Annotated in this window: 10 protein-coding genes; 3 read left to right on the top strand and 7 right to left on the bottom strand. The window is 66.7% G+C overall.

Going from position 1 to position 13,560, the window contains the following annotated elements; all coding sequences use genetic code 11:
• Window positions 1–133 precede the first annotated feature (133 nt).
• Complete coding sequence (locus tag ACCD06_RS34025) at window positions 134–1,336, top strand: NnrS family protein (RefSeq protein WP_413346880.1); 1,203 nt, start codon at window positions 134–136, stop codon at window positions 1,334–1,336.
• 35 nt (window positions 1,337–1,371) lie between these two features.
• Here ACCD06_RS34025 and ACCD06_RS34020 read toward each other — a convergent pair whose 3' ends face one another.
• From ACCD06_RS34020 to ACCD06_RS34005, 4 genes are all read right to left on the bottom strand, one after another.
• A complete protein-coding gene (locus ACCD06_RS34020; protein ID WP_109156211.1) occupies window positions 1,372–1,746 on the bottom strand; it encodes a response regulator in 375 nt (124 codons plus the stop codon).
• Between the two features lie 160 nt (window positions 1,747–1,906).
• Window positions 1,907–2,311 carry a hypothetical protein gene (locus ACCD06_RS34015; RefSeq protein ID WP_413346878.1) on the bottom strand — a complete coding sequence of 135 codons (405 nt, stop codon included), beginning with the start codon at window positions 2,309–2,311 and terminating at the stop codon, window positions 1,907–1,909.
• A gap of 124 nt (window positions 2,312–2,435) precedes the next feature.
• Complete coding sequence (locus tag ACCD06_RS34010; protein ID WP_413346876.1) at window positions 2,436–5,183, bottom strand: response regulator; 2,748 nt, start codon at window positions 5,181–5,183, stop codon at window positions 2,436–2,438.
• On the bottom strand, window positions 5,180–6,025 hold the full coding sequence (locus ACCD06_RS34005) for a phosphate/phosphite/phosphonate ABC transporter substrate-binding protein (protein WP_413346874.1): 846 nt from the start codon (window positions 6,023–6,025) through the stop codon (window positions 5,180–5,182). The genes ACCD06_RS34010 and ACCD06_RS34005 overlap by 4 nt, the downstream gene beginning before the upstream one ends.
• A gap of 358 nt (window positions 6,026–6,383) precedes the next feature.
• Between ACCD06_RS34005 and ACCD06_RS34000 the strand changes: the two genes are divergently transcribed.
• Window positions 6,384–6,572: a hypothetical protein gene (locus ACCD06_RS34000; RefSeq protein WP_413346872.1), complete on the top strand. Its 189-nt coding sequence runs from the start codon at window positions 6,384–6,386 to the stop codon at window positions 6,570–6,572.
• A 72-nt stretch (window positions 6,573–6,644) separates the two neighbouring features.
• Here the strand turns inward: ACCD06_RS34000 and ACCD06_RS33995 are convergent, their stop codons facing one another.
• From ACCD06_RS33995 to ACCD06_RS33985, 3 genes are read right to left on the bottom strand one after another with little or no spacing between them, the layout of a single operon-like run.
• Window positions 6,645–9,722 carry a multidrug efflux RND transporter permease subunit gene (locus tag ACCD06_RS33995; RefSeq protein ID WP_413346870.1) on the bottom strand — a complete coding sequence of 1,026 codons (3,078 nt, stop codon included), beginning with the start codon at window positions 9,720–9,722 and terminating at the stop codon, window positions 6,645–6,647.
• Between the two features lie 10 nt (window positions 9,723–9,732).
• Window positions 9,733–10,983, bottom strand: a complete 1,251-nt coding sequence (locus ACCD06_RS33990; RefSeq protein WP_247871264.1) for an efflux RND transporter periplasmic adaptor subunit — start codon at window positions 10,981–10,983, stop codon at window positions 9,733–9,735.
• A gap of 6 nt (window positions 10,984–10,989) precedes the next feature.
• Window positions 10,990–11,679, bottom strand: coding sequence for a TetR/AcrR family transcriptional regulator (locus tag ACCD06_RS33985; RefSeq protein ID WP_413346867.1), 690 nt, complete (start codon window positions 11,677–11,679; stop codon window positions 10,990–10,992).
• 696 nt (window positions 11,680–12,375) lie between these two features.
• Between ACCD06_RS33985 and ACCD06_RS33980 the strand changes: the two genes are divergently transcribed.
• Window positions 12,376–13,377 (top strand): hypothetical protein, encoded by a 1,002-nt coding sequence (locus ACCD06_RS33980; protein ID WP_413346865.1) that lies wholly within the window; start codon window positions 12,376–12,378, stop codon window positions 13,375–13,377.
• The last annotated feature ends 183 nt before the right edge of the window (window positions 13,378–13,560 follow it).

Below are 13,560 nucleotides of genomic sequence, written 5' to 3'. Positions count from 1 at the left end.
GACCTGAAAGGAAAGGAAGCGGGGGAGCAGCTTGCGAATGCGTTTGATTTTCGTCAAGGCGGCGTGGGGGCGGGGGGCGCAGGCTGACGGTCAATCCTGCACTGCAGCACCCGTTTTTGCGGAGTCCCCCTTCATGTCCTCCCCCAGTCTTGCCGGCCGCGACGACGGCCCCGCCATCCCGATCCTGTTCCAGTATGGTTTCCGCTTTTTCTTCCTGTTCAGCGGCGTGGCTGCCGTCGGGCTGCTCGGCGCCTGGCTGGGCGTGCTGGTGACCGGGGAATGGCCCGAGCATGCGGTCGGCGCCAGCGCCTGGCATGCGCATGAGATGCTGTTCGGTACGGTGGTGGCCGCCGTCGCCGGCTTCCTGCTGACCGCGGTGCCGAGCTGGACCGGAACCAAGGCGGTGTCTGGCGCGCCGCTGATGGCGCTCGCCGCGCTGTGGATCGCCGGCCGCGTCGCCGTCTTCCCCTGGACCGGCATGCCGGAGCCGGTGGCGGCGGTGATCGACATCGCCTTCCTGCCGGGGCTGGGGCTGGCGCTCGGCCGGCCGCTGGTGGCGGCGGGCAAGTGGCGGAACAGCGCCTTCCTGATCCTGATCGGCCTGCTGACGACGGCCAACCTGCTGATCCACCTCGACTGGCTGGAACTGCTGGACGGCGGGACGGATGCCGGCTTCGCGCTGGGTCTTGGCGTCGTGCTGATGATGGTGACGGTGATCGGCGGGCGCATCCTGCCGGCCTTCACCCGCAACGGGCTGGGCAAGGCGGGGCTGGGCGTGCGGTCCTGGCCGATGGTGGAGCGGCCGGTGCTGGTTCTGACGCTGGCGCTGATCCCGGCGGCGATGGTGGCGCCGGAGTCCGTTGTCACCGGGCTGATCGCGCTCGCCGCTGCGGTGGCCCATGCGGTGCGGCTGGCCGGCTGGCAGGGCTGGAAGGCCTGGCGCTCGCCGATCCTGTGGATCCTGCATGTCGGCTATCTGTGGGTGCCGGTGGCGTTGGGCTTGCGCGGGCTGCATGCCCTGGCCGGGTTGCCGGCGGCGGCGGGAACCCATGCGTTGACGGTCGGCGCCTTCGCCACCCTGATCCTGGCGGTGATGAGCCGCGCCTCGCTCGGCCACACCGGGCGGCCGCTGGCGGTGTCGCGGCTGACGGTCGCCGCCTATGTGCTGCTGACGGTCGCGGCGGTCGCCCGCACCGCCTCGCCGCTGCTGCCGGTGGAGTGGGTGTGGTCGGCGCTGCAATGCTCCGGCTATGCCTGGGTCGCGGCCTTCACCCTGTACCTCGTCGCCTACGCCCCGGTCCTGCTGTCGCCGCGGGTTGACGGGCGGCCGGGCTGAGTGGCGTTGGCTGATTGGTGTTGGCCTACGGGCGGTCAGGCGGCGCCGCGGAAGTAGCGGTCGATGGCGTCGGTCATCTCGACCTCGCGGAAGGGCTTGGTCAGGACCGGCCGGTCCTGATGGCTCCGCGGCAGGCCGGCGGCGCCATGGCCTGTGGTGAAGACGAAGGGGATGCCCCGGGCGCTCAGCGCGTCGGCGACGCTGTCGACGCGCTCCCCGCGCAGGGTGACGTCCAGCAGGGCGGCGTCGATGCCGCCCTTGGCGATCAACTCCAGCGCCTCCGCCACCGTGCCGGCGGGCCCGACGACGCCGACATTCTGGACTTCCAGCGAATCCTCGATGGCCATGGCCACCAGCGGCTCGTCCTCGACGAGCAGGATGCGCAAGGGCTTCGATCGGTCGGCTTCCATGGACAGGCGGCTCGCTGATGGTCGGGGCTGTTGTCGGCCGTCAGATGGGGGTCTTAATCCCATATGGCAACCGGCGTGAGCTTTTCCGTTCAGCCCTCCGCTTGTCCAGCCCGACCTTGGTCATCGCCCATTGGGCCATCCGCGAGCTGCAGCTGGACTATCACCCCAGATCATCAAGCGCCTGTTGGAGGGACGGATAGAGCGCCTCCACCAGCGATCCGTCCGGCCGCACCGGCGACGGCAGGGTGTCGGCCCCTTCCAGCGCCCGGAACAGCGGCAGGCCGCCGACCTCGACGAAGCCGCCGCGCTCGCCATACTGGCCGACGATCCAGTCCTTGACCGTCGGGTCGCCGTCCAGCGCGTTGTTGTGCGAAATCAGCGCATGGGTGCCGTCGTCCGACCGGCGGTACCAGGCGCGGCAGCCGTCGCCGAGGTCCATCGGCGTGAAGCCTGCCTCGGTCATGGCCTTCCGCACCGCCGGGCGCACCCGGTCGGCCCGCAATCCGGCCAGCAACCCGGTATGTGGCCCGGTCCATTGATCGAGATCGTCCGCTAGGTCGCTCATGTCGCCTCTCAGGTCTTGGTCCTGAGGAGACAACGCGCCAGGAGGACTTTTGTGCCACGCCGACCTGTCCGAATGTGGAGGGAGCGGCTGCCTGTTGGTGGCGCTGCGGCCACCACCTATCCGTTCAGACGTTTAGCGGCTGGCGGGTGCGGAGCGCGGCGAGCGAGCGGTCCAGCAGGTCGCGCAATCGCTGTTCCTGCTCCAGGACCGTGGCGGCGGGGGCGTGCTCCAGCTCCTTCGCCAAGCGGCCGAGGGCGGCGGCGCCGAGATTCAGCGAGGTGCCCTTCAGCGTGTGGGCGGTGCGGTTGTGCGGCTCCCCGGCGCGGGCCTGGGCGACCATGCTGTCGATGGTCTTCTGCCCGTTGTCGGTGAAGCCGGCGACGGAGGCGGTCCAGTCGTCGGCCGTCAGCACCTCCAGCAGCAGGGACACCTGTTCCTCGTCCAGAAGGTCGGCGTCGGGAATGGCAGGCTGGTCGGCAGGCAAATCCGCAGGCTGGTCGATCATGGCGGGCTCCGGAGCGGCGGGTGCGGGGGCGGCGGACACAGCCGCGCCGTTGCCCAGCACCGACGCCATTTCGGCAAAGAGCAGGGCCGGGCGCAAGGGCTTGGTGACGAAACCGTTCATCCCCGCCGACAGGCATTCCGGCCGCGAACTGCCCGACGCATGGGCGGTCAGCGCCAGGATGGGGACGCTGCCCTGAGGGTCGGGCAGTTCGCGTACGCGGCGGGTGGCGGTCAGACCGTCCATGCCCGGCATCTGGATGTCCATCAGCACGAGGTCGAACGGCTGGTCGCGCACCATGCGCACCGCCTCCCCGCCGCTGGCGGCCAGCGCCACGCTGTGGCCGGCGCGCTCCAGGATGCCGCGGACGATGTCGCGGTTGACCTCGATGTCGTCGACCGCCAGCACGCGCAACGGCGGCAATGCCGCGACGCGCGCCGCCTCGCCGACGCTGGTGCCGTGGCCGGGCTCGACGCGGCGCAGGGCCGACGGGTCGCCGGGACGGGCGATGACGGTGAAGCGGAAGACGCTGCCGCGGCCGGGGGCGGTGTCCACCGCGATGCTGCCGCCCATCAGCAGGCAGAGGTCGCGGCAGATCGCCAGCCCCAGACCGGTGCCGCCATAGCGCCGGGTGATCGAGCTGTCGGCCTGGGTGAAGCGGTCGAACAGGGTCGGCACCGAACCCGGCGCGATGCCGATGCCGGTGTCCTCCACCTCGAACTCCAGAAGGAAGGAGTCGGGATGACCAAAGGCGATGACGTCGGCAGGGGCGCGGCCCAGCCGACGGACCCGCACGGCGACATGGCCCTCCTCGGTGAATTTCACCGCGTTGCCGACCAGATTGAACAGGATCTGGCGCAGGCGGGCCGGATCGGTGACGATCACCTCCGGCACCGACGGCATCAGCCGGGCCGACAGCTCCAGCCCCTTGTCGGTGGCGTTCGGGCGCAGCACCTCCAGAACCCCGTCGATCAGCTGGGGCAGGGCGCAGTCCGCCTCCTCCAGATCGATGCGGCGGGCCTCCAGCTTCGACAGGTCGAGGATGTCGTCCAGCAGCCGCAGCAGGGTCTCGGCCGAGCGGCGGGCGACGTCGGCCAGCCGCTTCTCCTCCGTCGGCAGCGAGGCGTCGGCCAGCAGGGTCAGGTTGCCCAGCACGCCGTTCATCGGGGTGCGCAGTTCGTGGCTGACGGTCGCCAGGAACTCGGTCTTCGACCGGCTGGCGGCCTCCGCCTTCTCCTTGGCCTGGAGCAGCTGCTCGGCCGCCTGACGCGGCTCGGTCACGTCGATGCACAGCCACAGCTTGCCGATGGCGGTGCCGGCGCCTCTGCGAACCGGCACATTGTGCCAGCTGACGATGCGCCCGTCGGTCAGCGTCATCTCGCGCCGCTCGTCGCCGTCCACCGCCGACAGCAGGGTATAGTCGGTGTCGCGCGGGGCGTTGCCGGCATTGGCCAGCGTCTCGTCCAGCCGGTGGCCGACCGGCGCCACGGTGATCGCGAACAGGCCGGAGAAGGCCGGGTTGGCGTAGGCGATGCGCCCATCGCCGCCGACGAACAGCACGCCGAAATCCATCGCCGACAGCAGAGCGGACAGGCGGGCGCGTTCCTGCTCCACGTCGCGGGCCAGCGCCTCCTGCTCGTCGAGCGCGACGGTCAACTGGTCGACGCGCTCCTTGATGGCGTGCGACATGGTGTTGAAGGCCGCACCCAGCCGGCCGATGTCGTCGCTCCCCTCCGCCAGTTCGGGCGGGCTGTAGTCGCCGGCCGCCACCCGTTCGCTGGCCCGCGCCAGCGCCGCCAGATGACGGGTCAGCCACAGGCCCAGCAGGGTCAGCAGCCCGGCAGACAGCAGGATCTCCGACAGGGCGATGGCGATGCCCTGGGTCAGCAGGTCACGCCGCGCCTCGACGATGTGCAGCAGGTCGAGACCGAACTGCACCGCGCCCAGCTTCTGCCCGGCCAGCGACACCGGCACCGCCACGTCGTAGCGGGCGATGCCGTCCTTGGTGTCCAGCGTCAGGGCCGGGTCGGGATTGGGCAGCGCGCGGTTTTCCGGCCAGCCGCTGATCGCCACCAGCCTGCCGTTGCTGTCGCTGACGGCGAGGTAGAGGACGCCGCCGGTGGAGCGGCTTTCGTCCAGCACCGCCTGCAGCGTCGCATAGTCGCGCTGGGCCAGCGGCGCCACCAGCGCGGCGTTCAGCACCGGCGCCACCTGCCCCGCATGCAGCCTTGCCTGTTCGGCGAGGCTGCCGTAGAGCAGCCGCACGCTGTTGGCGACCAGCAGGGTCAGCATGATCGCCTCGACCGCCATGGCGGCGACCAGCATGCGCCCGCGCAGGGTCTTCCAGGGCGCCAGACGGGTCAGGATCATTTCCCGGCCTTCAGAACGCTCCGGACCTCGTCGGCCAGCGGCTCCATCGATTCCAGCTCCTCATCGGTGACCTGACGGTAGCCGTCGAGCTGGTTGGCGTCGAAATAGGCCTTGCCCTCCGCCGTCCCGCCGAAGGCGAACAGGGCCTTGCGCAATGGGTCCGCCAGGTCCGCCTGCCTGCCGTTCAGCATATAGACTCGGCCGGCCATCGGGCGGCTCTCGGCGATGGTGGAAAGCTGTGCCTGAACCTCCGGCGCCAGCTTGGCTCGGTTGGCCAGCGACATGAAGCCGGCCGACGCATCGCCGGCCAGGATCAGCTGGGCCACGCTGTCGGCGGCGCTGACATAGCGAAGCTGGATGTTGGGCAGCTTCTGTTCGGCCAGCCAATGCTGGCCCCACAGCGTCACCAGCGAGGACGGGCTGAGGCCCAGGACGGTGGTGCCGGCAAGCGACGCCGCCGTCTGGTACGGTCCCTTGGCAGCCGTCACCGCCACGGCGCGGAAATCGGCCTTGTAGGTCAGCAGCGGCAGATAGGCGGCGTCCTTGCGCAGCATCTCCGCCTGATGGCCGGTGGTGACGGCGATGTCGTATTCCTGGTCGACCGCCCGCCGGGCGAAGGCGGTGAAGTCGGGCGCCGTCACGATCTCCACCGGCCGGCCCAGCGCCGCCTCCACCGCGCGGCGGACGGGCTGGTACTGTTCGATGATGACGCGGGCGCTGGTGTGCGGGGCGATGCCGATGCGGAACGCCTGCTCCGCCGCCACGGTCGGAGCGGAAGTTGCCAGCCCGCACAGCAGGGCGGAACAGAGCGCGGCAAGGCCGGCCAACAGACGCTTTGTCATGGATCTCGGATCCCTACGTTGTGCAGGCGTGAAATGCCGGCGCATGAACGGACAGCATTCGTGACGGCGACGGCCCGACCAGTGGCCTAAGACAAAAGATATAACATTCGATAAATGCCGCAGGTAGGGACAAGAGCGCGCAGGGTGGCCGGTTCCGCGCATGTCGCGGCCAGTTGCCCGCGATGCGAAGAGCTTGTGGAACTTTGGCCATTCCTGCTCGCATCATTCTGCCGGCCCTGCGCAACTTTGAAACGGACGAAGGGCAGGATTCCGTGGGCGTCCGAGAAAGATCACGCTTTGGTTGCGAGGCGGTCCGCTATGTGTCGGGCGTGCCTCCTCGCCACAAAGGACCTCCGCCGTGCCGGAACGAGCCCTCGACCCGCAGTCCTCCATCTGCCGCGCCATCCGTCTGCTGCGCGACCACAGCCGCGGCTGCGCCAGCATCGAAACCCGGCGCCTGCTGATCCACACCGAACGCTGGCTGGTCTGGATGCTCCGCTGCGAAGAGGGCGAGGATTTGCCGGTGCCGGCGGAACTGGCGGGGTGACGCGGCACAAACGAAAACAGGCCCCTCCCGGTCGGGAGGGGCCTGTTTCGTCTTGCGGTATCCGGCGGCGCGTCAGGTCGTGCTGCGCAGCTGCTCCGCCCGGCTGGAGCGGGAGGTGGCGTAGTGGTCCGTCGCCAGCAGGGTGTAGACCGCCGGCAGGACGAACAGCGTGAACAGCGTGCCGATCAGCATGCCGGACACGATCACCAGACCGATGGAGAAGCGGCTGGCCGCACCGGCGCCCGCCGCGGTCAGCAGCGGCAGCAGGCCGACCACCATCGCCGCGGTGGTCATCAGGATCGGGCGCAGGCGGACGCGGGCCGCGTGCTCGATCGCGGTGCGGCGGTCCACGCCTTCGTTGATCTGCATCTCGCGGGCGAACTCCACCAGCAGGATGCCGTGCTTGGAGATCAGGCCGATCAGCGTCACCAGACCGACCTGGGTGTAGATGTTCATGGTGGCGGCGCCGAAGAACAGCGGCAGCAGCGCGCCGCAGATCGACATCGGCACCGACACCAGGATCACCAGCGGATCGCGCAACGATTCGAACTGCGCGGCCAGCACCAGATAGATCACGATCAGCGCGAAGGCGAAGGTGACCATCAGCTGGCTGCCCTCCGTCACGAACTGGCGCGATTCCGACAGGTAGGCGTGGTTGAAGCCGGCCGGCAGCTGGGTGCGCGCCTGCGCCTCCAGGAAATCGACGACCTGTCCCATGGAGACGCCCGGCATCGGCACGGCGGAGAAGGTGGCCGAGGGAAGCTGGTTGTACTTGTTCAGCGCGTTCGGCTCCACCGCCGTATCCACCGACACCACGGTGGACAGCGGGATCTGGGCGCCCGATCCGGAGGTGACGTAATAGTTGGTCAGCGATTCCGGCGTCAGGCGGTCGGCCCGCGGCACCTGGGGAATCACTTCGTAGGAACGGCCGTTCAGGTTGAAGCGGTTGACGTAGTTGCCGCCGACCAGCACCGCCAGCGTGTCGCCGACCGCCTTCATCGACAGGCCGAGGTCGGCCGCCTTGGCACGGTCGATCTTCAGCCGGACGACCGGGCTGTCATATTTCAGGTCGGTGTCGGTGACGATGAACATGCCGCTTTTCATGGCGGCGTCGTTGATCCGCTCGATGGCGTCGAAGATGGTGCGGTAATCGCCGGGGCTGGAGATCACCATCTGCACCGGCAGGCCGCCGGTGGAACCGGGCAGGGCCGGCGGCGACACCAGGAACACGTTGATGCCCGTCACCTTGCTCAGCTCGGCCTGGGCCAGCGGCTGCAGTTCCTTGGCCGACCGCGCGCGCTCGCCCCACGGCTTCAGGATCATGCCGGCGAAGCCCTGGTTCAGGGTCGGCATGCCGGTCAGGACAAAGCGGGTGTCGGTCTCCGGGAAGCTGGCGAAGGTGTCGTCGATCTGCTTTCCGAAGCTGTCGATATAGTCGAGGTTGGCATATTGCGGCGCCTTGGAGATGCCGAACAGGATGCCCTGGTCCTCTTCCGGCGCCAGTTCCGACATGGTGTTGGCGAACAGGTAGCCGACCGACAGCAGGATGCCCAGCGCAAACAGCAGGGTCGCGGCGCGATAGTCCAGCATGCCGTCCAGCCGCCGCTCGTACCAGCCGGCCAGCTTTTCGAACTGGCGGTCGAGGAAGGCGGCGAAGCGGCCCTGGCTCCCGCCCTCCTTGAGGATGACGGAGCACATCATCGGAGACAACGTCAGCGCCACGATGCCCGACACGATCACCGACGCGGCGAGCGTGAAGGCGAATTCGCGGAACAGCGCGCCGGTCAGTCCGCCCAGCAGGCCGATGGGGGCATAGACCGCCGCCAGCGTGATGGTCATGGAGATGACCGGCCCGATGATCTCGCGCGCGCCGATCAGCGATGCCGCGACCGCCGATTTGCCGTGCTCTATGTGCCGGTGGATGTTCTCCACCACCACGATGGCGTCGTCCACCACGAGGCCGATGGCGAGCACCATCGCCAGCAGCGTCAGCAGGTTCAGCGAGAAACCGAGAGCCAGCATGAAGGTGGCGGCGCCGATGATCGACAGCGGAATCGTCACCACCGGGATCAGCACCGAGCGGAGGGATCCCAGGAACAGGAAGATGACGACGATGACGATGGCCACCGCTTCGAGCAGCGTCTTCACCACCTCGTCGATGGACGCCTGGATGAAGCGGGTGCTGTCATAGACGATTTCCATCTTCATGCCGGGCGGCAGGTTGCGCCGCAGCTCCGGCTCCATCTTGCGGATGTCTTCGACGATGTTCAGCGGGTTGCCGGTGGGGGTGGAATCGACGCCGATGAAGATCGCCTGCTGCCCGTTCATCGCCACGCTGGCGTCGAAGCTCTTGGAGCTGAGTTCGACGGTGGCGATGTCGCGCATCCGCACCAGCGCCCCGTCCTTGGCCTTCACCACCATGTCGCGGAACTGCTCCACGTCGGTCAGGCCGGTGTTGGCGGTGACGTTGGAGATGACGAAGACGCCCTTGGTCTGGCCGGGAGCCGACTGGTAGTTGTTGGCGGCGACCGCCGCCGAGACGTCGGCCGGCGAGATGTTGCGCGCCGCCATCTTGGCCGGGTCCAGCCAAAGCCGCATGGCGAAGGTCTGGCCGCCCAGGATCTTGGCCTGCGCCACTCCGTTGACGGTGGACAGCACCGGCTGCACCACGCGCGTCAGATAGTCGGAGATCGCCGCCCCCGACAGGTCGGGGCTGGAGAAGCCCATATAGAGGATTGAGGTCGTCTCGCCGGTCGATTTCAGGATGACCGGGTCGTTGGCCTCGCGCGGCAGCTGGTATTTGACCTGCTGCACCTTCGCCATCACGTCGGTCATCGCGACGTTGGGATCGAAGTTCAGCCGGACATAGGCGGTGACGACGCTCTGCCCCTGGGTGGAGGAGGAGGTGAGATAGTCGAGACCCTCAGCCGTCGCCACGGCCTGTTCGATCGGCGTCGCGATGAAGCCCTGCATCAGCTCCGGCGAGGCGCCGGGATAGCTGGTGGTGACGGTGATGACCGTGTTCTGCAGCTGCGGATACTGCCGGATCGGCAGCTCCAGCATCGAGCGGATGCCGACCAGCAGGATCAGCAGGCTGACCACGACGGACAGAACGGGCCGGCGGATGAAGATGTCGGTGAAACTGCCCATGGCATCGGCCTCAGTTCTGCGGCAGGGTCTGCGGCGGCGTGAGCGGATTGCTCTGCGCCTCGACGACCGCGGCGCCGTTGTCCAGCTTCAGCTGCCCGGACACCACGACGCGGTCGCCGGGGTTCAGGCCGCTGCGGATCTCGACCCGGTTGGCGAGGCGGTCGCCGGTCTTCACCGCCTTGCGCTCCACCACCATCTGCTCCTTGCCGTCCTGGCCCTGCTTCTTCATGGCGACGAAGACGGAATCGCCGTAGACCGTGTAGTCGACCGCGGTTTCCGGCACCGTCAGCGTGTCGGGCTGCGGCGGCAGGACGACGCGGACGCTGGCGAACATGCCCGGCCGCAGCTGGCGCTCGCGGTTGTCCATGGTCGCCTGCACCTTCACCGCGCGGGTGTCGGCGCTGACCTGCGGTTCGATGGTGGTGATCTTCGCCTCGAAATCGCGGCCGGGCAGGGCATCGACATTGATCAGCACACCCTGGCCGACCGACAGCTTCGGCAGCGCCTGCTCCGGCAGGGTGAAGTTGATGTAGAGCTGCGACAGGTCGGTCAGGGTGACGATGGTGGCGCCGGGATTGACGTAGTCGCCGACATTGACCTGCCGGATGCCGAGGTCGCCGTCGAACGGCGCCTTGATCAGCTTCTGGCCGATCAGCGCGCTGGTGCGCTTCATGTTCGCGTTGATCTCGTCGAGCTGCGCCTGATACTGGTCGACATTGCTCTGCGGCGTGGCCTGGCTGCGGCGCAGGTCGCGGTAGCGCTCCAGGTTCAGTTCGGCCAGACGCGCCTGGGCGCGCTGGGCCAGCAAATCGGCCTGCTCGGTGGCGTCGTTCAGCTGCACCAGCGGGTCGCCAACCTTGACGCGGGAGCCCGATTCGAAGGGGATGCGCTCCACCCGGCCGGCGACCTCGGGGGCCACCGTGACCTGACGGGCCGCCTGCAGCGTGCCGATGGCCGGCAGATATTTCGGGATCGTCTGCACCGTCGCGTCAGCCAGAGCCACCGGGGTGGGCGGCGGCTTGTTGTTGGCGAAGAAGTCGGCGATCGCCTTGGCGCGGAAGCTGTTGAAGCCGTACAGCGCAGCCCCCAGCAACCCGAGGATCACCAGCGTGATGACGATGCGCAGCGTCAGCCGCCCGCGCGTCACCGGCTTGCGCGGCGGCGTGGAGGGTGGGGCGGGCGGCGGAGGCGTTCCGCGGCCCGGCTCGGACGCCGGGTGCCCGAATGACGTCTCGGTCTTTGGCGAATGGTCCAGGGTCACGTTCGGCTACTCCGGTCTCTCGGGTGTGGAATTGTCATTGTCGGAGCCGCACTCGCGGGCGGCGATGATGTCGTCGCGCAGGCCGAGGCCGCGCAGGATGAACCAGACCGTCTGGCGGGCAAGCTCGGGACGGCCGCAGGGATAGGGCACCACCATCCCGCCGGACAGGCAGACGGTCGCCATCATTCCGCACAGATGTTCGGCGAGCCAGAGCCCGTTCTCCGCGTCGATCGGCCCCGGCGCAAGGTCGCCGCAGGCGACGGCGGCGGCGATGGAGGCGGCGAAACAGGGCATGAAGCGGCTGCGGATGCCCTCATAGACCTGCCGCATGAACTCGCCGTCTTCCAGCAGGCTGATGATCGACAGACGGTGGCGCGCCCGTTCGTTGGGATCGGACGGCACCTCGATCACGAAGTAGTTCACCAGCCCCTGGATCATCTGCACCAGCGTGCCGGTGCCCGGCGGCAAGGCGACCAGCCGCTCATACTCCGGGTCGCCGTCGATGCAGCTGAGGAAGATCGCCTCGTACAGCGAGGCCTTGGACGGGAAATGCTTGAAGATCAGCGCCTCCGACACGCCGGCGGCCTGCGCGATCTCCCGTGTGGTGGTCGCGGCGAAACCCTTGCGCGCGAACAGCGGCAAGGCGGCGTCGAGGATCGCCCGCTTGCGGGCGCCGCTGTCGAGGCGAGGGGCCATTGGGGCGTTAAATCAGTAGCTTGTGATAAGTGAGTGCTTACTCACCTTGGCTGGCGGAGGTATAGCTTGGGTGCGGCATTCTGTCCACAGCGGAATGCTGGCTCGTGAAGTCGCGAAACAGGTGAAATCGGTAGATGATTATGATAAATTAAATATCTCTAATATATTGAATCATAATACTCTGCTGGACAAATCGCTTTTTGTGAACCAAGTCGCGCTATTTGTATAGACATTGGAAGTGTATAAAAGAATTTCAGAAATCCAGGATAAAATTAGGAAGAACATTTTGATGACGCGAAGAGAAATTCAAAATTTTAATGATGTAGGATTATTATACTAATTTTAATTGTTGCGATACTTTTTACAGGACGAAGTATCTGATCAAGGCTCCTTGGCTGGTGCTGCTGCTATCTTTTTTTCGGAGCAGTTGCTCAATCATCGCGCACGGAATGGGGGCTTGGCCATAGCCGCAATCTCCGTTGAAGGGCCGCATATCCCGGTATCACGATCAAAGATTTCCACAAGCAGCGATTAATTTTCGCTGCCGAAAGGGAAGACTTCTCTTTGCAATGGGAGGATTTGAAAATGACTGCCCGTACAACGAACTACACTTTTGACTACAAAGCGACATCCGACTCGACGCCAGAATCTATCCAGGCAACATTCGAATATTGCCAGGATTTCACCGGAGACGGTTTGGACGACGTGAAGGTCTCGTTTAGTGTCTTGAACGATCCGAACGCGGACCTTATCGGCGTGGCGTTCAGCGTCAACAACGATGCAGTGTCCGGGCTCTCCGTCAGCCAAATCACCGCCAATGGCACCGCCGGGCCTTACGCCGCGCTGATCGACGCCAACCGGATCTCCGACAATCCCGGCATGACCGATCCCGGCTTCAACACCACCGGCGGCACCTCGGAGGAGCCGTACGACATCGGCATCAAGTTCGGCAACCAGGGCGCATCTGACGGTGTCGTGCAGAGCGCCAGCTTCGTGATCAGCGGCACGACCGCCCTCGACGCCGAAGCGTTGTTCGACAGCAGCGACTGGTGGCTGCGGCTCCAGTCCACCGGACCGGACAGCGGGGGCAGTGCCAAGATTCAGGACGATCCGAACAACCCGATCGACCTGCTGCCATGTACCGATGAGCCGCCGCCGCCCGAGCACGCCTTGGCGCAGTCGCCTGGCTTCTGGAAGAACCACCTCGACCTCTTCCAGCAGGAAACCCACCTCGATCCGAACACGCGCTACGAAACCGTGTTCGGCGTGGACGTGAAGGGGTCGACCAAGGTGCCTTACTATTCCTCCGACCCGACCCTGTCGGAAGCCCTCTCGGCGCAGGGCGGCGGGGAGGCGGCGCTGCTGCGGTCCTCCACGGCGGCGCTCGCCAATTCCATGAGTGACGACCTCAACTATTACATGAATGCCGATCAACTCCATGAAGCCGCTACACTGGTCGGCACGAACTTCGACACGGTGTGGAATACGCTGGATAAGATCGACGTCAACGACGACCTGCACATTTCGACAGACGAGGTGATCGGCGCCGTGCGCGACGTCTATCTCAGCACCCCTGTGTCGTATGGTGGCAGCCAGACGTTCAACCAGTTCGCCTGGACCGATGTCGGCCTCGTGTCGTCGGCGTTCGACACCATGAACAACATGACCCACCTGGACGCCGCCCTGTTCGCGGCCTGATGGGCAACTGACGACCATGTGGACCGAATGGAGTGACGCCTCCTCGGTCCACACGGCCGCATGCCCGGCGTCACGTTCCCGCATCCCGATCTTTCGGCAATTTTTGAAGCTGTTGGGACGGACGAATGGTTTTCCGCACCCGCACACTCGCCTTACAGTCAAGTCATCGACCTGATCGGAAGG

The sequence above is a fragment of the Azospirillum sp. CT11-132 genome (assembly GCF_047302835.1).
Classification (GTDB): Bacteria; Pseudomonadota; Alphaproteobacteria; order Azospirillales; family Azospirillaceae; genus Azospirillum.
The sequence above is the reverse complement of the archived record's forward strand: the minus strand, read 5'-3'. Positions and strand labels throughout refer to the sequence as shown.

What these genes read in the sequence shown, in the direction of transcription:
- ACCD06_RS34025 (WP_413346880.1), top strand. Translation starts at nt 134, where the DNA reads ATGTCCTCCCCCAGTCTTGCCGGCCGCGACGACGGCCCCGCCATCCCG.
- ACCD06_RS34020 (WP_109156211.1), bottom strand. Translation starts at nt 1,746, where the DNA reads ATGGAAGCCGACCGATCGAAGCCCTTGCGCATCCTGCTCGTCGAGGAC.
- ACCD06_RS34015 (WP_413346878.1), bottom strand. Translation starts at nt 2,311, where the DNA reads ATGAGCGACCTAGCGGACGATCTCGATCAATGGACCGGGCCACATACC.
- ACCD06_RS34010 (WP_413346876.1), bottom strand. Translation starts at nt 5,183, where the DNA reads ATGATCCTGACCCGTCTGGCGCCCTGGAAGACCCTGCGCGGGCGCATG.
- ACCD06_RS34005 (WP_413346874.1), bottom strand. Translation starts at nt 6,025, where the DNA reads ATGACAAAGCGTCTGTTGGCCGGCCTTGCCGCGCTCTGTTCCGCCCTG.
- ACCD06_RS33995 (WP_413346870.1), bottom strand. Translation starts at nt 9,722, where the DNA reads ATGGGCAGTTTCACCGACATCTTCATCCGCCGGCCCGTTCTGTCCGTC.
- ACCD06_RS33985 (WP_413346867.1), bottom strand. Translation starts at nt 11,679, where the DNA reads ATGGCCCCTCGCCTCGACAGCGGCGCCCGCAAGCGGGCGATCCTCGAC.